The sequence below is a fragment of the Neisseria meningitidis genome (assembly GCF_022869645.1).
Lineage (GTDB): Bacteria > Pseudomonadota > Gammaproteobacteria > Burkholderiales > Neisseriaceae > Neisseria > Neisseria meningitidis.
Genome location: NZ_CP064367.1, coordinates 183,263 through 199,906, shown reverse-complemented (window position 1 = coordinate 199,906; position 16,644 = coordinate 183,263). Strand labels below are relative to the sequence as shown.

19 protein-coding genes and 1 pseudogene are annotated in these 16,644 nt (G+C 51.1%); 8 read left to right on the top strand and 12 right to left on the bottom strand.

What is annotated here, in order from left to right; genetic code table 11:
• Window positions 1-151: 151 nt before the first annotated feature.
• The 9 genes from guaB to IUJ45_RS00885 form a co-directional block, all read right to left on the bottom strand.
• Window positions 152-1,615, bottom strand: a complete 1,464-nt coding sequence (gene guaB / locus IUJ45_RS00930) for an IMP dehydrogenase (RefSeq protein ID WP_002246200.1) — start codon at window positions 1,613-1,615, stop codon at window positions 152-154.
• A gap of 326 nt (window positions 1,616-1,941) precedes the next feature.
• A complete protein-coding gene (locus IUJ45_RS00920) occupies window positions 1,942-2,403 on the bottom strand; it encodes a hypothetical protein (RefSeq protein WP_002213539.1) in 462 nt (153 codons plus the stop codon).
• A 90-nt stretch (window positions 2,404-2,493) separates the two neighbouring features.
• Window positions 2,494-5,052 carry a [protein-PII] uridylyltransferase gene (gene glnD / locus IUJ45_RS00915; protein ID WP_082308604.1) on the bottom strand — a complete coding sequence of 853 codons (2,559 nt, stop codon included), beginning with the start codon at window positions 5,050-5,052 and terminating at the stop codon, window positions 2,494-2,496.
• 48 nt (window positions 5,053-5,100) lie between these two features.
• The gene (locus IUJ45_RS00910) at window positions 5,101-5,421 is read right to left on the bottom strand and encodes a helix-turn-helix domain-containing protein (RefSeq protein ID WP_002213537.1); all 321 of its coding nucleotides are present in this window, start codon (window positions 5,419-5,421) and stop codon (window positions 5,101-5,103) included.
• A gap of 323 nt (window positions 5,422-5,744) precedes the next feature.
• Window positions 5,745-6,218, bottom strand: a complete 474-nt coding sequence (bfr, locus tag IUJ45_RS00905) for a bacterioferritin (protein ID WP_002213535.1) — start codon at window positions 6,216-6,218, stop codon at window positions 5,745-5,747.
• Window positions 6,219-6,245: 27 nt separating this feature from the next.
• Window positions 6,246-6,710, bottom strand: a complete 465-nt coding sequence (gene bfr / locus IUJ45_RS00900) for a bacterioferritin (protein WP_002222445.1) — start codon at window positions 6,708-6,710, stop codon at window positions 6,246-6,248.
• A gap of 463 nt (window positions 6,711-7,173) precedes the next feature.
• On the bottom strand, window positions 7,174-8,157 hold the full coding sequence (gene lipA / locus IUJ45_RS00895) for a lipoyl synthase (RefSeq protein ID WP_002213532.1): 984 nt from the start codon (window positions 8,155-8,157) through the stop codon (window positions 7,174-7,176).
• Window positions 8,150-8,773 (bottom strand): lipoyl(octanoyl) transferase LipB, encoded by a 624-nt coding sequence (lipB, locus tag IUJ45_RS00890; protein WP_002219258.1) that lies wholly within the window; start codon window positions 8,771-8,773, stop codon window positions 8,150-8,152. The genes lipA and lipB overlap by 8 nt, the downstream gene beginning before the upstream one ends.
• A 1-nt stretch (window position 8,774) precedes the next feature.
• On the bottom strand, window positions 8,775-9,050 hold the full coding sequence (locus IUJ45_RS00885; protein WP_002217171.1) for an HP0495 family protein: 276 nt from the start codon (window positions 9,048-9,050) through the stop codon (window positions 8,775-8,777).
• A gap of 184 nt (window positions 9,051-9,234) precedes the next feature.
• On the opposite strand from IUJ45_RS00885, the gene IUJ45_RS00880 reads away from it, so the two are divergent.
• Complete coding sequence (locus IUJ45_RS00880; RefSeq protein ID WP_002246945.1) at window positions 9,235-10,305, top strand: AI-2E family transporter; 1,071 nt, start codon at window positions 9,235-9,237, stop codon at window positions 10,303-10,305.
• 246 nt (window positions 10,306-10,551) lie between these two features.
• Here IUJ45_RS00880 and IUJ45_RS00875 read toward each other — a convergent pair whose 3' ends face one another.
• Both IUJ45_RS00875 and IUJ45_RS00870 read right to left on the bottom strand, forming a co-directional pair.
• Window positions 10,552-11,499 (bottom strand): SPFH domain-containing protein, encoded by a 948-nt coding sequence (locus IUJ45_RS00875; RefSeq protein ID WP_002236991.1) that lies wholly within the window; start codon window positions 11,497-11,499, stop codon window positions 10,552-10,554.
• A gap of 14 nt (window positions 11,500-11,513) precedes the next feature.
• Complete coding sequence (locus IUJ45_RS00870; RefSeq protein ID WP_002236992.1) at window positions 11,514-11,921, bottom strand: NfeD family protein; 408 nt, start codon at window positions 11,919-11,921, stop codon at window positions 11,514-11,516.
• An 80-nt stretch (window positions 11,922-12,001) separates the two neighbouring features.
• Between IUJ45_RS00870 and ung the strand changes: the two genes are divergently transcribed.
• From ung to IUJ45_RS11105, 7 genes and pseudogenes are all read left to right on the top strand, one after another.
• The gene (gene ung, locus IUJ45_RS00865) at window positions 12,002-12,661 is read left to right on the top strand and encodes a uracil-DNA glycosylase (RefSeq protein WP_002246206.1); all 660 of its coding nucleotides are present in this window, start codon (window positions 12,002-12,004) and stop codon (window positions 12,659-12,661) included.
• A gap of 228 nt (window positions 12,662-12,889) precedes the next feature.
• The gene (locus tag IUJ45_RS10940; RefSeq protein ID WP_002233894.1) at window positions 12,890-13,411 is read left to right on the top strand and encodes an N-6 DNA methylase; all 522 of its coding nucleotides are present in this window, start codon (window positions 12,890-12,892) and stop codon (window positions 13,409-13,411) included.
• Window positions 13,324-13,680, top strand: coding sequence for an N-6 DNA methylase (locus IUJ45_RS10935; protein WP_203414982.1), 357 nt, complete (start codon window positions 13,324-13,326; stop codon window positions 13,678-13,680). The genes IUJ45_RS10940 and IUJ45_RS10935 overlap by 88 nt, the downstream gene beginning before the upstream one ends.
• On the top strand, window positions 13,568-13,957 hold the full coding sequence (locus IUJ45_RS00855) for an N-6 DNA methylase (RefSeq protein ID WP_226876292.1): 390 nt from the start codon (window positions 13,568-13,570) through the stop codon (window positions 13,955-13,957). Before IUJ45_RS10935 ends, IUJ45_RS00855 begins: the two co-directional genes overlap by 113 nt.
• Window positions 13,945-14,259 (top strand): hypothetical protein, encoded by a 315-nt coding sequence (locus tag IUJ45_RS00850; protein WP_002213517.1) that lies wholly within the window; start codon window positions 13,945-13,947, stop codon window positions 14,257-14,259. The genes IUJ45_RS00855 and IUJ45_RS00850 overlap by 13 nt, the downstream gene beginning before the upstream one ends.
• A 41-nt stretch (window positions 14,260-14,300) precedes the next feature.
• Complete coding sequence (locus IUJ45_RS00845; protein WP_002232472.1) at window positions 14,301-15,245, top strand: hypothetical protein; 945 nt, start codon at window positions 14,301-14,303, stop codon at window positions 15,243-15,245.
• Window positions 15,246-15,368: 123 nt separating this feature from the next.
• Window positions 15,369-15,521: pseudogene (locus tag IUJ45_RS11105) on the top strand (YgjP-like metallopeptidase domain-containing protein); the annotation flags it as partial.
• Between the two features lie 289 nt (window positions 15,522-15,810).
• Here IUJ45_RS11105 and IUJ45_RS00835 read toward each other — a convergent pair.
• Window positions 15,811-16,326: a hypothetical protein gene (locus IUJ45_RS00835; protein ID WP_002213515.1), complete on the bottom strand. Its 516-nt coding sequence runs from the start codon at window positions 16,324-16,326 to the stop codon at window positions 15,811-15,813.
• Window positions 16,327-16,644: the final 318 nt, after the last annotated feature.

The window sequence follows — 16,644 nt, the reverse complement described above, 5'->3', positions numbered from 1 at the left end:
GGCATTTTCATTCTTTCGGCGTGTCCGTCCGAATTGCTTTGCCCGTCCGCGCAATCAGCCCGTGCGGCTTGCCTTGAACGGACAAAAAATGCCGTCTGAAACCCGAAAATCAGGTTTCAGACGGCATTTTTCCTTGAAAAGGCTGTTCAAATCAGCGGTGGTAGTTCGGTGCTTCTTTAGTGATTTGAACGTCGTGAACGTGCGATTCGCTCATACCTGCGGAAGTGATTTCCACAAATTCGGCTTTTTCGTGCATTTCGGCAATATTGGCGCAACCCAAGTAACCCATACTGGAACGCAGACCGCCGGTCAGCTGGTGGATGATGTTCACAATCGGGCCTTTGTAAGGAACGCGGCCTTCGATGCCTTCGGGGACGTATTTGTCTGCGCTGTCGGTTTTGTCTTGGAAGTAGCGGTCGGCAGAACCTTGGCTCATCGCGCCCAAGGAACCCATACCGCGATAGGATTTGTACGAGCGGCCTTGGTAGAGTTCGATTTCGCCCGGTGCTTCTTCCGTGCCGGCAAACATACCGCCGAGCATGACGCTGTACGCGCCTGCGGCGAGGGCTTTGGCGATGTCGCCGGAGAAGCGGATGCCGCCGTCGGCAATCAGCGGAACGCCCGTGCCTTTGAGGGCTTCGGCAACGTTGTGAATGGCGGTCAGTTGCGGCACGCCGACACCTGCCACGATACGGGTGGTGCAAATCGATCCCGGACCGATACCGACTTTGACGGCATCCGCGCCGGCGGCGACCAAATCCAAAGCGGCTTTGGCAGTGGCGATGTTGCCGCCGATGACTTGGATGTGCGGATAGGTTTCTTTGACCCAACGCACGCGGTCGATCACGCCTTGGCTGTGCCCGTGGGCGGTATCGACGACAATCACGTCCACGCCGGCCTCAACCAAGGCTTTGACGCGCTCTTCGGTGTCGCCGCCGGTGCCGACTGCCGCACCGACGCGCAGACGGCCTTCGGAGTCTTTGTTGGCATTGGGAAACTCGGTGGTTTTTAAAATATCTTTGACGGTAATCAGACCTTTGAGTTCGTCTTTTTCGTTCAGAACCAAAACGCGCTCGACTTTGTGCGTGTGCATCAGTTCGCGCGCTTCGTCTATGCTTGTGCCTTCGGGGACGGTAACCAGACGTTCGCGCGGGGTCATAATGGCGGAAACGGGCAAATCGACGCGGTTTTCAAAACGCAGGTCGCGGTTGGTTACGATGCCGACGACTTTGCCGTTTTCAACGACGGGCAGGCCGGACATTTTGCGTTTGCGCTGCGCACGCATTTCCAAGACTTCGCGGATGAGCGTTGTCGGTGCAACGGTTACGGGGTCTTTGACCACGCCGCTTTCGTGGCGTTTCACTTTGGAAACGGCGCGCGCCTGCATTTCGGGCGGCATGTTTTTATGGATGATGCCGATGCCGCCTTCTTGTGCCATCGAAATGGCGAGGCGCGCCTCGGTAACAGTGTCCATCGCGGCGGAAAGCAGGGGGAGGTTGAGTGTGATTTCGCGGGTGAGCTTGGTTTGAAGTTTAACGTCTCGCGGCAGCACGGTCGAATGTGCGGGAACCAACAAAACATCGTCGAAAGTATAGGCTTTTTCTACGATACGCATAATGCTCGGTCTTTCAGTTTGTGCAAGATGCACGGCATTATAGCACGTTACCGGCGGCTTGACAGTTTATCAGGTTTAATTTTGGTCCCCTTTGAATAGCCCGGTTTTCCTTTGCCGACCACTGTTGCTCCCGTTCTTTCAATTTCAGGAAAAGCTTTTTTCTAATTTTTGGTAAGTGGCTCAGTTATTGAAGCCCTATATCGGGCGGTAACTTCCAGCACAAAAAAACGGAGTAGTTCTTTATTTATTTTTTCCTTTAATTTTCAGTATATTATCTTAATATTTCGAGGGTAACATATCTGCTAATCTAGTTACAGCCCCATATATTATAGATTCAATTGAAAAATAACAGATTCAACTGTACCTTTCTTATACCTGATTTCTTTAAAGTTTTTCCCATTGTCAAAACTATAAAAAAGTCTCTCTTCCTCACCAGAATATCCCATTTCTAATACTAAACAATCTATTTCACAATTACCCCCTCCACTCATATATGTAGTATCAATAGAAAATATATTGCATAATTCCAGAGAATTATATTTATCTATATCAAATAGTTGCTCTCCAAAATCTAAACCATTGTTTCCACCTGCATAATACTTCTCTTCAAAGGATGACTTCAAACTATTAAAAACTGCATTTAGCGTAAAATATCCATATGGGCATATCTTAGGATATATATTCTCTCCTATTATTATCTGAATTTTTCCATAAATAAAACCATTACATTCAGAGTTTTCTTCCCATAAAATCCCAAATTTTCTTGTTGAGTCCATAATAATATTCATATAAATCCTTATATTAATAAATTATTTACAATATCCCCCGCTTTCAGACGGCATACGGCGTGGCGGCGGAATGCCGTCTGAAGGCGGGCGTTATGATAATTGTTCCAGCAGCGTCTGCTTCAATGAGGACTGGATTTTTGGGTTTTTCAGGTCTAGGCTAAAAACGGTAAAACTGTCTTCGGCGCGTTCATCCAGCGTGGAAATTTTGGCGTAGCGCAGGCTGACGTTGTGGGCGAAAAAGACTTCCGCCATATCGGCGAGCAGGAAAGGGCGGTTGACGGCGGTGATTTCGACGGAGTACCAGTCGGGGTAGTCTTCTTCGGGGGTGATGGTGATGCTCGGTGCAATGGGCATATAGCGGCTGCGGCGGCTGATGCGGCGGCTGTGGCTTTGGGTTTCGGCAACGGTGTGTCCGTGGATAAAGCTGTTGAGTTCGGCTTCGAGCGCGCTTTGGATGTCGGGGTAGTCTTCGGGGGCGTGCTGCGAGGGAATTTGCACGATGAAGGTGTCGAGGATGTAGTCGTGTTCGGTGATAAAGGCGCGGGCGGCGAGAATGTCGAAGCCGTGGCGGCTGAAGATACGGCAGAGACGGGCAAACAAGCGCGGCCCGTTGGGCATGAAAACCATAACTTGAAAGCTGTCGCTTTTGAACAGGATGCGGCTGCGGACGATGGGGGTTTCAAAATCGTGGACTAGGTTGGCGGCGTGCCACAGGATTTCGCGGGACTGGTGGCGGGCGAAGTAGGCGGAACCGAGCGCGTTCCATAGTTTTTTCTGCTGTTTTTCGGGGACGGCGGCGCGGGTGAGTAAGTCGGCGGCTTCCTGCTGGCGGCGGCCGAAGAGGGTGTGCGGGTTGCCGCCGTTGCCTGTAAGGTAGCGTCCGGCGGCATGGAAGAGGCTTTCCAGCAGGCTGGCGCGCCATGCGTTCCACAGCTTGGGATTGGTGCCGCGTATGTCGGAAATGGTCAGAAGGTAGAGCGCGCTGAGGCGTTCGTGGGTTTGGACGCGTTTGCAGAAAGCATCGAGTACGTCGGGGTCTTGGATGTCTTCTTTTTGGGCGACGGCAGACATCAGCAGGTGGTTTTCGACCAGCCAGGCGAGCAGGTCGCTTTCTTCTCCGGTCAGGAAGTGGTCAGCGGCAAATTGGCGCGCGTCTGCGATGCCTTGTATGGCATGGTCGCCGCCGCGTCCTTTGGCGATGTCATGGAAAAAGGCGGCAAGGTAGAGGATGTCTTGTTTTTCAAAGGACTGCATCAGTGCAGAGGCGTAGGGCAGCTCGTGGCTGTGCATATTCAAGGCAAGGCGGCGGACGTTGCGGACGACGGTGAGGATGTGGTCGTCCACGGGATAGATGTGGAACAGGTCGTGTTGGAGCAGGCCGACGATTTTTTCCCACGCGGGCAGGTAGCGTCCCAATACGCCATAGAGGTTGAGGAAGCGCAGGGTTTGGGTCAGTCCGTTGCCGTTGCGGAAAAAGCCGGCGAAGCGGTGGCGGTTTTCAGAATTTTGGTAGAAGCTGCGGTTGATTTTGCGCGTCGCGCCCCACCATGCGCGCAGGGTTTGCGGTTCGAGCGCGGTAATATCGTTGCGCTGCTGCATGATTTCGACGATTTTGAAAATGTGTTCGGGCCGTCTGAAAAAAATATCGGTGTGCCGCGCGGCGATTTGGTTGTTGACTTGGATGTAGTCGTCGTCAATCCGCAGGGTAACGCGCATCGGCGCGGAGGAAACGCGGCTTCGCAGCATAGGCGTGAGGATGCCGCTCAGTTGTTTGACGGTTTTAATCGCGCGGTAAAACACGCGCATCAGTTCTTCGCTTTGGCGGCGGAGGTTCAAGCCTTCATAACCCATGCTTTCGGCGACTTGCGGCTGCAAATCGAACAGCAGGCGGTCTTCGGCGCGCTTGGCGTTTAAATGCAGATGGATGCGGATGTGGGCGAGGCGGCGGTAGCCGTGCGAAAGCATACCGGCTTCGGCACGCGTCAAAATCCGCTGTTTGAGCAGGTCGGGCAGGTCGGTCGCCAAGCCTTGCGCCTTCGCTATCCAAAGCAGGGTGTGGATATCGCGCAGACCGCCCGGACAGCTTTTGATATTCGGCTCCAATACTGCCCCCGAACCTTGCGATTTGGCGTGGCGGTGTTCCATCTCCACCAGTTTTGCCTCGACAAACGCCGCCACATTGCGCTGCGCGTTCATTTTTTCCGCTAGTTTATCCGCCGTTTGGCGGTTGCCAAACAAAAACCTAGCCTCTAAAAACGCTGTGTCCCCCGTAATATCATTGCGCACGCTTTCACATAGTTCATCAACGCTGCCGCTTTTTACAGACGGCATCAGTTTGCAGTCCCACAGGGTTTGGACAAACCGGGCAATCTGTTCCTGAATGCCGTCTGAAAGCGGGGCAGGGGAGACAACCGCCAAATCCACATCCGAACAGGGATACAGTTCTCCGCGTCCGAAGCCGCCTACCGCCATCAGGCATAACGCGCTGTTTTGAAAATACTCTGCCCACAATGCCGCCAGTAAGGTTTCGACTGCCGCCGTGTATTCTCTGAAAAATACCGACACGCGGTTGGCTTTCAAATAATGCGCTTCGGCGGCATCGCGCTGCTGTTTGAAGGTTTCCAGTGCTGAAGACAGGTTTGCAGGCATTTTTATTCTTTCGATTGGCGGGAAAAAGGGAGGCGGATGGTTCGGCGGTCAAATACCGCTTTCAGACGGCATTTGTCGGGTATCGGCGGAATTGGTCATCAGCTTCAACCGTTCCTGCGGCGGCAGCAGCAACTGATACGCCGCCACGCCCAAAGCCGCCGCCATTTTTTCGATATTCGACAGGGCGATGTTCCAGCGTTTGCGCTCGACTGCCGACACATAAGTCCTGTCCAAACCGCATTGCCGCGCCAATTCTTCTTGCGACCAACCCTTGTTCACGCGGAAAAGCCGCATATTGTATGCCAATACCGCCCGCAAATCCTGTTCGTCAGGCAGTTCGGCAGGCAGAGTCAATTTGTTGCCCATCATTTGCTTCCAGATAAATGGTTAAAGTTAAGCATTTGCTGTTACGGATTTTACTTCACATAAAAGCCAAAAAAAAGGGGTGGCGGCAGCCACACCCAAACACACACACATCAAGAGGAAAGAGATAAAATCAGACAGATTGGAAAACAGCAAACAAGCACCCTGAATTTCATATCGGTATTATCAAACAAAAACCCTTATCAGGTATTGATTCAAATCAATTTAGATTTTATTCGCAAACCGAAAAAGAAAAACGGCATATCCGTTTATACGGATATGCCGTCTGATGGTGCGGGGGACTGCTGTATTTGGCAGTAGTTTGTGTTTTAGTCCTCTTGCGCCGCTGTTTGCAGGTAGTTGGGCAGACCGATTTTGCCGATAAGCTCTTGCTGGGTCTCCAGCCAGTCTATATGTTCTTCGTTGGTGTCTTTTTGTTTTTCCAACAAATCGCGGCTGACGTAATCCTGTTGCGCTTCTGCTGTGGCGATGGCGGCAAGCAGGGCTTCGTGTTTTTCCTGTTCTTTGGTCAAATCGCAGGCGATGATTTCTTCGGTGGACTCGCCAATCAGAAGCTTGCCCAGTTCTTGCAGGTTCGGCAGACCTTCGAGGAACAGAATGCGCTCGATCAAATCGTCGGCAGCTTTCATTTCAACGATGGACTGTTTGAAGAAATGTTCGCCCAGTTCTTCAAAGCCCCAGTTTTTCAAAATACGGGCGTGAAGGAAATATTGGTTGATGGTTACCAGCAGCAAGCCTAAGTTTTTGTTCAGCTCGCGGATAACCAAACGGTCGCCTTTCATACGGACTCCTTTTATTCCGAATACGGATTACAGTTGGCTTTGGTAGTAGTTGCCTTCGCCAATCAGCTCGATCAGGCGCAGCTGCTGTTCCAGCCAGTGGGCGTGGTCTTCTTCGGTATCTTTCAGTTGGGCGACCATCAAATCGCGGCTGACATAGTCTTGCGCCTCTTCGCACAGTTTGATGCCTTTTTTCAAAGCGTCGCGCACTTCGTATTCGGTTTGCAGGTCGGCTTTGAGGCAGGAAACCACGTCCGTGCCGATATTCAGCTCGGCGCGCGCCATTTTCGGCGTACCGCCCAGCATCAGGATGCGGCGGATGAAGTCTTCGGCGTGTGTGGTTTCTTCTTCCATCTCGTGATTGAGACGTTCAAAAAGTTTGGTGTAGCCCCATTCGGAGTAGAGGCGGGAGTGGATAAAGTATTGGTCGCGTGCCGCCAGCTCGCCAGACAGCAATTCGTTCATATAATCAACAACAGCTTGATTGCCTTGCATAATATCTCTCTTTCCGTAACTTGGTTTTCGGTATGTCTGAACAGCATCTGTGTCGCTATTCGGGATGCGTGCATTGTATGCAAAAGCTGTCGGCATGACAAATTTTCTATTTAAAATACAAACAATTATCAAAAGAAATAGGGCGTATTCCCCGATGCCTTCCAAATCAGTATGCTGTTTCTTATCGGTTTTTTGTGCTGTTAAAACTAAGAATCCATATCATCCATAAAGAACATTTACACTTGTTAACCATAGCGAAAAACAAATAGAGCACGGTTTTTTATCAAAATTTATAATGAATCGTTCTCATTAACCGACAGATTCTTTTGAGATTATCGGATTTTGGGAATAAATTATGCCGTCTGAGGGGCTTTCAGACGGCATAGACAATTAAAGCTGATTAAACAACGCGGCAGACAGCAGCGTAGGAAATTATTTTTTACTTCGGAACGGTATTTTGGGTTTAATGATGCCCGCAACCGCCGTGGCTTTCGCGTAAGGCTTCGGCAGCCTGTTCGTCGGCGTGGTAGCTGGAACGTACCATCGCGCCGATGGCGGCATTGCTGAAGCCCAGTTCGTATGCTTCTTTTTCAAAGATTTTGAACTGCTCGGGCGTAACGTAGCGCAGGACGGGCAGGTGTCCGTCTGAAGGCTGGAGGTACTGTCCGATGGTAATCATTTCGATATTGTGCGCCCGCATATCGCGCATAATTTCACGCACGTCTTCGTCTGTTTCGCCCAAGCCGACCATGATGCCGGATTTGGTCGGGATGTGCGGCATCATTTCTTTATAACGTTTTAATAAGTCTAAAGAATGTTGATAATTGGCACCGGGACGGGCTTTTCTGTACAGGCTCGGATGGGTTTCTAGGTTGTGGTTCATCACGTCGGGCGGGGTTTCGGCAAGGATTTTGAGTGCGATGTCCAAGCGTCCTCGGAAGTCGGGGACGAGGATTTCGATTTTGGTGTTCGGGCTGGTTTCGCGGATGGCTTTGATGCAGTCGGCGAAATGCTGTGCGCCGCCGTCGCGCAGGTCGTCGCGGTCGACGGAGGTGATGACGACGTAACGCAGGTTCATGGCTTTGACGGATTCGGCGAGGTTTTTCGGTTCGTCGGGGTCGAGCATATTCGGGCGGCCGTGTCCCACGTCGCAGAACGGGCAGCGGCGGGTGCAGATGTCGCCCATAATCATGAAGGTCGCCGTGCCTTTGCTGAAGCATTCGCCGATGTTGGGGCAGGAGGCTTCCTCGCAAACGGTGTGCATTTTTTGTTCGCGCAAAATGTCTTTGATTTCAAAGAATTTGCGCGATGGAAGTTTGGCGCGTATCCATTCGGGCTTTTTTAATTTTTCCTGAAGGGGGACGACTTTGATGGGGATGCGGGCGGTTTTGTCCGCGCCTCTGAGTTTGATGCCGCGTTTGGGGTCGTCGGTTTTGATTTCACTCATTGTTGTCTGCTTTCGGTGTGAATTGTGTTTCAAGGTGTGCGGTAAGTTTGGCGGCGACTTCGTCCGGCGTGGGGCAGGGTTGGACAAAATCCGCGATTTGCGTCATTTCCATACCGGCGTAGCCGCAGGGGTTGATGTGGGTAAACGGGCTTAAATCCATATTGACGTTGAGCGCAAGCCCGTGATAGACGGAGCCGTTTTTGATACGCAGCCCCAGTGAGGCGATTTTGCGTTCTCCGACATAAACGCCGGGGCGTTTGGGGTCTGCCGCCGCTTCGATGCCGTATTCTGCCAATGTGGCGATGATGCTGTTTTCAAGCGCGGAAACGATGTTGCGGACGCTGGTTTTGCGCCGTTTGAAATCAATCATCGTATAAACGACCAATTGCCCGGGCCCGTGATAGGTAATCTGCCCGCCCCGGTCGATTTGGACGACGGGAATGTCGTCGCGAATCAGCAGGTGTTCGGGTTTTCCCACCAGTCCTTGTGTGAACACGGGCGGGTGTTCGACGACCCACAGTTCGTCTTCGGTGTCGGCATTCCGTCCGGCATTAAAGGTTTTCATCGCTTCAAAAGTCGGCAGATATTCGACCAAACCTTTGTGTATGATTTTCATCTCAAAGTACCACTTTGACCAGTTCGTGCGAAGTCAGCGCACGGTAGATGTTGTCCAATTGTTCTTGGTTTTCAACCTTTACCTGTACGGTGGCGCCAGTATAGTTGCCTTTGCTGCTCGGACGCGTGGTGATGTGGTGCGCCTGCGTGTCGGGGGCGTGGAGGCGGACGGTGTCCAATACCGCCTGCTCGAACTCGGGATGCACCGCGCCCATTACTTTCAATGGGAAGGTGCAGGGAAATTCGATGAGGGATGTTTTGTTTTTTTGTTCGGTCATGATGTGCTGCCTTGTCGTGTACGGTATGCCGTCTGAAGGCGGGTTTGCCTTTCAGACGGCATCGGATGTGCGTTATTTTAGCCTAAACCGCGATAACAGGCTATCGGGAAGGCGGAGGCTTTTTTGACGGCACGGCGGTTCTGCTATACTGGCGCACAATATTATTTTCGGAAGGGTGGTTTTTATGTATCGGAGGAAAGGGCGGGGCATCAAGCCGTGGATGGATGCCGGTGCGGCGTTTGCCGCCTTGGTCTGGCTGGTTTTCGCGCTCGGCGATACTTTGACTCCGTTTGCGGTTGCGGCGGTGCTGGCGTATGTATTGGACCCTTTGGTCGAATGGTTGCAGAAAAAGGGTTTGAACCGTGCATCCGCTTCGATGTCTGTGATGGTGTTTTCCTTGATTTTGTTGTTGGCATTATTGTTGATTATTGTCCCTATGCTGGTCGGGCAGTTCAACAATTTGGCATCGCGCCTGCCCCAATTAATCGGTTTTATGCAGAACACGCTGCTGCCGTGGTTGAAAAATACAATCGGCGGATATGTGGAAATCGATCAGGCATCTATTATTGCGTGGCTTCAGGCGCATACGGGCGAGTTGAGCAACGCGCTTAAGGCGTGGTTTCCCGTTTTGATGAGGCAGGGCGGCAATATTGTCAGCAGTATCGGCAACCTGCTGCTGCTTCCCTTGCTGCTTTACTATTTCCTGCTGGATTGGCAGCGGTGGTCGTGCGGCATTGCCAAACTGGTTCCGAGGCGTTTTGCCGGTGCTTATACGCGCATTACAGGCAATTTGAACGAGGTATTGGGCGAATTTTTGCGCGGGCAGCTTCTGGTGATGCTGATTATGGGTTTGGTTTACGGCTTGGGGTTGGTGCTGGTCGGGCTGGATTCGGGGTTTGCAATCGGTATGGTTGCCGGTATTTTGGTTTTTGTTCCCTATTTGGGCGCGTTTACAGGACTGCTGCTGGCAACCGTCGCCGCCTTGCTCCAGTTCGGTTCGTGGAACGGCATCTTGGCTGTTTGGGCGGTTTTTGCCGTAGGACAGTTTCTCGAAAGTTTTTTCATTACGCCGAAAATCGTGGGAGACCGTATCGGCCTGTCGCCGTTTTGGGTTATCTTTTCGCTGATGGCGTTCGGGCAGCTGATGGGCTTTGTCGGAATGTTGGCCGGATTGCCTTTGGCCGCCGTAACCTTGGTCTTGCTTCGCGAGGGCGTGCAGAAATATTTTGCCGGCAGTTTTTACCGGGGCAGGTAGGCGGTTCCGAAACATATTTGAAGCGGGATACAACCCTGCCCGGGTTTAAATATAGTGGATTAACAAAAATCAGGACAAGGCGACGAAGCCGCAGACAGTACAGATAGTACGGCAAGGCGAGGCAACGCCGTACTGGTTTTTGTTAATCCACTATAATTTGAAGCGGAATACAACCTTGCCCGGGTTTAAATAAAAATGCCGTCTGAACCCCGAAAACAGAGCTTCAGACGGCATTTTCATCACGGCTTATTTGGCGGTTTTGCTGCTGTCGATAATTTTCATACCGGCAGAAATCAGGCTGCCGATGTCGGCAACATTGGCGGGCATAATCAGCGTATTGCTTTCTTTGGCAAGATTGTTGAACGCGGCGACGTATTGTTCCGCAATCTTCAGATTGACCGCATCCGCACCGCCTTGGGTTTGAAGGGCGGCGGCAATTTGACGGATGGCTTCGGCATTGGCTTCGGCAACAAGGCGCAAGGATTCCGCTTCACCTTTGGCGCGGTTGATGCGGGCGATTTTCTCGGCATTTGACGCATTGACCGCAGCCTGAGCCTCGCCTTCGGATTGTTGGATTTCGGCTTCGCGCTGACCACTGGCAAGGTTGATTTGTTCGATTTTACGACCTTCGGATTCGGCGATACGGGCGCGTTTTTCGCGTTCAGCAGTAATTTGCGCCTGCATTGAGCGAAGGATTTCTTGCGGCGGAACCAAGTCTTTAATCTCATAACGCAAAACCTTCACACCCCAAGCTCCGGCGGCTTCATCGAGGGCGGAGACGACGGTGCTGTTGATTTCGTCGCGTTCTTCAAACGTTTTGTCCAATTCCATACGCCCGATAACGGAACGCAGCGTCGTTTGGGCAAGCTGGGTAATCGCCATAATGTAGTTGCTCGAACCGTATGAGGCGAGTTTGGGGTCGGTTACTTGGAAATAGATGATACCGTCAACAGTCAGCTGCGTATTGTCGCGCGTGATGCAGACCTGGCTGGGTACGTCTAAAGGGATTTCTTTCAGCGAATGGCGGTAGGCGACGCGGTCGATAAAGGGAATCAAAATATTCAAACCGGCCGTCAGGGCGCGATGGAAACGCCCGAGCCTTTCGACAACGTGGACTTCCTGCTGTGGGATGACAACAAAGGATTTGAAGCCGAAAACAACGACGGCTGCCAGCAAGATAATGAAAAATTCCATAATTCCTCCGAGTGTTAAGGTTTTGCGATGATAAGAAGGTTGCCTTCCTTGCGGACGATTAGGGCGCGCGTTCCTGGTTCAAGCTCTTCTTGCCCCGTATTTTGAGCCTGCCAGTGCGTACCGCGATAAAAAACTTCGTAACGGTTGCCGCCTGCGTGCCGGAGGATTTCGGCATATTGCCCGGCATCCAAATCCTGATATGAATCCGTTTCAACTTTTCCCACGGCGGTTTTGGCGTGTACGAACCAAATACCCAGCGCGGAAAGCAGAGCGGCGGTCAAGACGGCGGCAGGCGTGCTGCCGGTCAGCCCGTAAGCAATGCCCGAACCCGCCAAAGCCGCGCTGACAACCAAAAGATAAACCGTTCCCGTCAATAATTCGATGATTAAGACGGCAACAGCGGCAACAAACCATACAGTCATACATTTCCCCACAAAGCGCGTCGTTTGACAAAATAACGCAATATCAGCAGTATAGCCGAATTTGAAAGGATAGGGCAGATATGGACACTTGGCACGATGCACTCGGCGGCGAAAAACAGCAGCCGTATTTTCAGGAAATTTTAAATGCAGTCAGGCAGGAACGTTTGTCGGGACAAATCATCTATCCGCCGGCGGCGGATGTGTTCAACGCATTCCGCCTGACAGCGTTCGACCGGGTCAAAGCCGTCATTCTCGGACAAGATCCGTATCACGGGGCAGGGCAGGCGCACGGTTTGGCATTTTCCGTCCGGCAGGGTATCCGCATACCGCCGTCTTTACTCAATATCTACAAGGAGTTGGAAACCGACATCGAAGGCTTTTCCATACCCGCGCACGGCTGTCTGACAGCGTGGGCGGAGCAGGGTGTATTGCTTTTAAACACCGTTTTGACGGTACGCGCGGGACAGGCGCATTCGCACGCCCTTTTAGGCTGGGAACGCTTTACCGATACCGTCATCAGGCAGCTTGCGACACACCGCAAGCACCTTGTCTTCATGTTGTGGGGCGGGTATGCACAACAAAAAAGGAAACTGATAGACAGTCAAAATTATTTGATACTGACCGCACCGCATCCGTCTCCTCTGTCGGCATATCGCGGTTTTTTCGGCTGCCGCCATTTTTCACAGGCAAACAGCTATTTGAGCCGGCACGGTATCGATCCGATAAACTGGAAGCTGTGAATGCCGATATAGCCGTTGCCGCCGGCGTGTTAAAATCGCGTTTGATTTGTAATTTCCATTTATTAGGCAAAACCTTATGGCAATCAAAAAAAAATCAGCTTTATGCATCACTTTGGGCGGGCTGCGACGAGTTGCGCGGCGGTATGGATGCGAGCCTTTATAAAGAACTATGTGCCTACGCTATTGTTTTTAAAATATGTTTCTGATAAGCATAAGTACGGCGGCGGCATGATTGAGCTGCACGCCGGTACGACTTTTGACGACATCGTCAAACTCAAAAACACCGCCGACATCGGCGACCGCCTGAATAAGATTATCGCCCAAATTGCCGAAGCCAACGACTTAAAAGGCGTGATCGACGTTACCGACTTCAACGACGAAGACAAACTGGGTAAAGGTAAGGAGATGATCGACCGTTTGAGCAGGCTTGTCGGCATTTTTAAAAAGCTCAACCTTTCTTCCAACCAAGCCGAAGACGACGATTTGTTAGGTGATGCCTACGAATACCTGATGCGCCATTTTGCGACCGAGTCAGGCAAATCCAAAGGGCAGTTTTACACGCCTGCCGAAGTCTCCCGCATTATGGCGAAGATTATCGGAATCAGCGCAGATTGCCGTCCAGCACCAGCGTTTATGACCCGACCTGCGGCTCGGGTTCGCTGTTGCTCAAAGCCGCCGCCCAAGCCGGCAGCCAAATCAGCCTTTACGGTCAGGAAAAAGATGTGGCAACCGCGTCCCTTGCCCGTATGAATATGATTTTGCACAACAACGAAACCGCCGAAATCAACACCGGGAACACCTTGTCCGATTCGTCTTTCCGTGATGAAAACGACGGGCTTAAGACCTTCGATTTTGCCGTTGCCAATCCGCCTTATCCCGCCCGAAAAAAACGGCGATTACGCCTTTTTGCTGCATCTGCTCAAAAGCCTGAAACCAAGCGGCAAAGGTGCGATTATTCTTCCGCACGGTGTGCTGTTTCGCGGCAATGCCGAAGCGCGTATTCGCACGGAATTGCTTAACCTTGACCTTATTAAAGGCATTATCGGGCTGCCTGCCAACCTGTTTTACGGCACGGGCATTCCTGCCTGCATCATCGTCATCGACAAAGAACACGCCCAAACCGCCCAATTTGCCGAAGAGGGAACAAACCAAGTTATCAGTGGCGGCAGCGTGTTTATGATTGACGCATCGCGCGGCTTCATTAAAGACGGCAACAAAAACCGTCTGCGTGAGCAAGACATTCACAAAATCATCGACACTTCCACAAACCTCGTTACAGCCGTATGGTGCATTTAAGCGAAATCGCAGCACAAGATTACAACCTTAATCTGCCTCGCTATATCGACAGCGGAGAAGTTGAAGACCTGCAAAATCTCGCCGCCTATCTTTATGGCGGCATACCTGCGCACGATATGGACGCATTGGAAGCCTATTGGCAAGTTTTAGGCCGTATGAAAAACGAGTTGTTTGCCGAACACGATGGCCGCTTTACCACTATACAACGGAATCGATTGCAAATCTTTCCCACTCTCAACAGCTTAAAATCCTGCGGGATTGGTGTGGAATTTAGGGCTAATCTAGTACAGCCCCAAATTTAATCCACTATAAAATCGAAAGCAGCCAAATCAAAGCCCATATATTGGCGCACCCCGATTACGCCGCCTTCAAAGCCGGACACCTGGCAAAGTTTGCCGCGTGGCACACTCAAAACGACCTTGCCGCCATCCAACCGGGCAGGCTTATCCGGAAATGGAGCGAAAGCCTGCTGGACGCGTTCAAACCCGGCAGCCTGATTGAAGAATACGATTTCTACCAAATCCTGACGGACTACTGGGCGGAAACCCTGCAAGACGATGTTTATCTCATCGCCCAAGATGGCTGGAAGGCGGTTAAAAACCTGGCCGAAATCACCAAAGAAAGCGATGAAGACGCGAACCTGACCGTCGTCTTTGAGGAAACCGAAACCGGCAAAAAAGGCAAAGCCAAAACCAAGCGCATCAGCAAAAAATACCGCAGCGAAGTCATCGCCCCCGAGCTGGTTGCCCGCCGCTACTTTTCAGACGGCATCGCCAAGCTGGAAGAAAAACAAAGCGAGCTGGAACGCCTAAGCCAAGAATTGGAAAACCACATAGAAGAACACGGCGGCGAAGAGGGTGCGCTGAACGACGTATTGGATGCAAAAGGCAAACTTTCCGCCAAACTTCTGAAAACCGCATTGGAAGAAAGCGGCATAGAAGAAGGCGAACGGGCTGTTTTACAAACCACCCAAACACTGATGACGCAGGAAAAAGCCGCGAAAGACGCAGTCAAAACCCAAATCGAAGCCCTGAACCTTGCCGTATTCAAACAATTCGGCCGACTTTCCGAAGCCGAAATCAAGCAGCTTGCCGTTCAAGACAAATGGCTTGCCGATTTACAAAGCCGAATCGAAAATCGCTTGGAAAACAGTATTCAGCAGCTTATCAGCCGCTTGAACACGCTGGAAGACCGCTACCGCAGCCCGATGGCCGAGCTTGCCCGAGAAGTGGAAAAGTGGCAAAGCAAAGTCAATGCCCACCTTGAAAATATGGGTTTTGGAGGCTGAAATGGCGGCACAGACAGGCTATAAGGCGAGCGGGTTTTGAGACCTTTGCAAAATTCCCCAAAATCCCCTAAATTCCCACCAAGACATTTAGGGGATCGCGGTTCGGGTGTCCGCACCGCTTAATACGTCGTCGTCCACGAACTGACCCATTTGCTCGAACGCCATCGCAACGCCCGTTTTATGGCGCATATGGACAACTTTCTCCCAAACTGGCAAAGCATCAAACAACAGCTTAATGCCTTGGAGTTATTTGCACAAATATATAATTTAACATAATATATATTATGCGAACTATCGGAAACAGTTGTACGTGTCCCTGTGGTCTTTCCAAGTAGGAAAATTAAAGTATGGACAATGCGGCTGAATGTATAGCCCGGAGCATCCGCGTATCCGAAGGTACTGAACGATATGCCCTGCATCCCTTTCGACGCTTCCATCCAGCCGGTATTGGGAAATACGTTGACCTTCAATATAATATACAGGCAGCCGACACACAGGATATGCCGCTGCTTTTTCATCATTTCTTCTGTCAAATCCTTGGAACGGTCGATTTGAAAACACGGCTTTACATACGCCCCAGTTCCCTTTGCAGGGCTTGAATATTTTGCTGCCTGTCCAATACATTGCTTTGTAATGCATTTATTTCTTGATGGTTGATGTTGCCGCCCTTTGCCAGACGTGCTTGTGATAACATTTTTTGGGCTTCAACCAATGCTTTGCGTTCGTTGCTCAATTCTGTTTCGAGAATGGAGCGTCTGCTGTTGTTTGAGGGTGCTTGTTGCGGCGGCGGCGTATTGGATTTTGCCGGCTTGGATACTGTTTTGACCGGGGCTTTATATTTGACAACCTGTCCGCCGTTTGACGGTGATGATACCGGTTCGGGCGTTTGGGGCGGGATATAGCGTTCGCTGCTGTAGTTGCCGATTGGGGGCAAATCGGTTGAGTGGCAGCTTTTGGACGGCTTGGTGGTGTAAACGGTTTCTCCGTTGATTGTGCAGGTGTAGATTTTGGCCGCATTCGCACCCAATGGGCTTGAAATCAGGGAAAAGTTGATTAGGATTAAGGGGAGTTTTGATTTCATAATGTGCTTGATGCTCGGATAATTATTTGATTTTTTGGTATTTTTTATAATGCTTTCTTGGCGTTTTACGGGCTTTTCTTTTCGGTTGTTTGCTTTTGATTTTCTTTCGGGGCTTTGGCAGCCTGCTTGTTCTTTTTCCCGGCAGGTTTTTTGTTTTTCTTTTTACTTTCTATGTGTATTTTGGCTTCTTAACTGAGTTTTTTAATTTTCAGGCGGTATCCGCCTCCCTGATGGCTGCTCATTTTAGGTAAATCCGCATCGGCGCACGATCCTGCTGGGGCTGATGTATATACGCTTTTGCCATTTGAGTTGCAATGG

Coding starts and splice junctions, on each gene's coding strand:
- lipA (WP_002213532.1), bottom strand. CDS start 8,157: ATGAGTGAAATCAAAACCGACGACCCCAAACGCGGCATCAAACTCAGA.
- guaB (WP_002246200.1), bottom strand. CDS start 1,615: ATGCGTATCGTAGAAAAAGCCTATACTTTCGACGATGTTTTGTTGGTT.
- IUJ45_RS00835 (WP_002213515.1), bottom strand. CDS start 16,326: ATGAAATCAAAACTCCCCTTAATCCTAATCAACTTTTCCCTGATTTCA.
- IUJ45_RS00875 (WP_002236991.1), bottom strand. CDS start 11,499: ATGGAATTTTTCATTATCTTGCTGGCAGCCGTCGTTGTTTTCGGCTTC.
- bfr (WP_002213535.1), bottom strand. CDS start 6,218: ATGAAAGGCGACCGTTTGGTTATCCGCGAGCTGAACAAAAACTTAGGC.
- IUJ45_RS00880 (WP_002246945.1), top strand. CDS start 9,235: ATGTATCGGAGGAAAGGGCGGGGCATCAAGCCGTGGATGGATGCCGGT.
- IUJ45_RS00910 (WP_002213537.1), bottom strand. CDS start 5,421: ATGATGGGCAACAAATTGACTCTGCCTGCCGAACTGCCTGACGAACAG.
- IUJ45_RS00870 (WP_002236992.1), bottom strand. CDS start 11,921: ATGACTGTATGGTTTGTTGCCGCTGTTGCCGTCTTAATCATCGAATTA.
- IUJ45_RS00885 (WP_002217171.1), bottom strand. CDS start 9,050: ATGACCGAACAAAAAAACAAAACATCCCTCATCGAATTTCCCTGCACC.
- IUJ45_RS00850 (WP_002213517.1), top strand. CDS start 13,945: ATGGTGCATTTAAGCGAAATCGCAGCACAAGATTACAACCTTAATCTG.
- IUJ45_RS00920 (WP_002213539.1), bottom strand. CDS start 2,403: ATGAATATTATTATGGACTCAACAAGAAAATTTGGGATTTTATGGGAA.
- ung (WP_002246206.1), top strand. CDS start 12,002: ATGGACACTTGGCACGATGCACTCGGCGGCGAAAAACAGCAGCCGTAT.
- lipB (WP_002219258.1), bottom strand. CDS start 8,773: ATGAAAATCATACACAAAGGTTTGGTCGAATATCTGCCGACTTTTGAA.
- bfr (WP_002222445.1), bottom strand. CDS start 6,710: ATGCAAGGCAATCAAGCTGTTGTTGATTATATGAACGAATTGCTGTCT.
- glnD (WP_082308604.1), bottom strand. CDS start 5,052: ATGCCTGCAAACCTGTCTTCAGCACTGGAAACCTTCAAACAGCAGCGC.
- IUJ45_RS10940 (WP_002233894.1), top strand. CDS start 12,890: ATGATTGAGCTGCACGCCGGTACGACTTTTGACGACATCGTCAAACTC.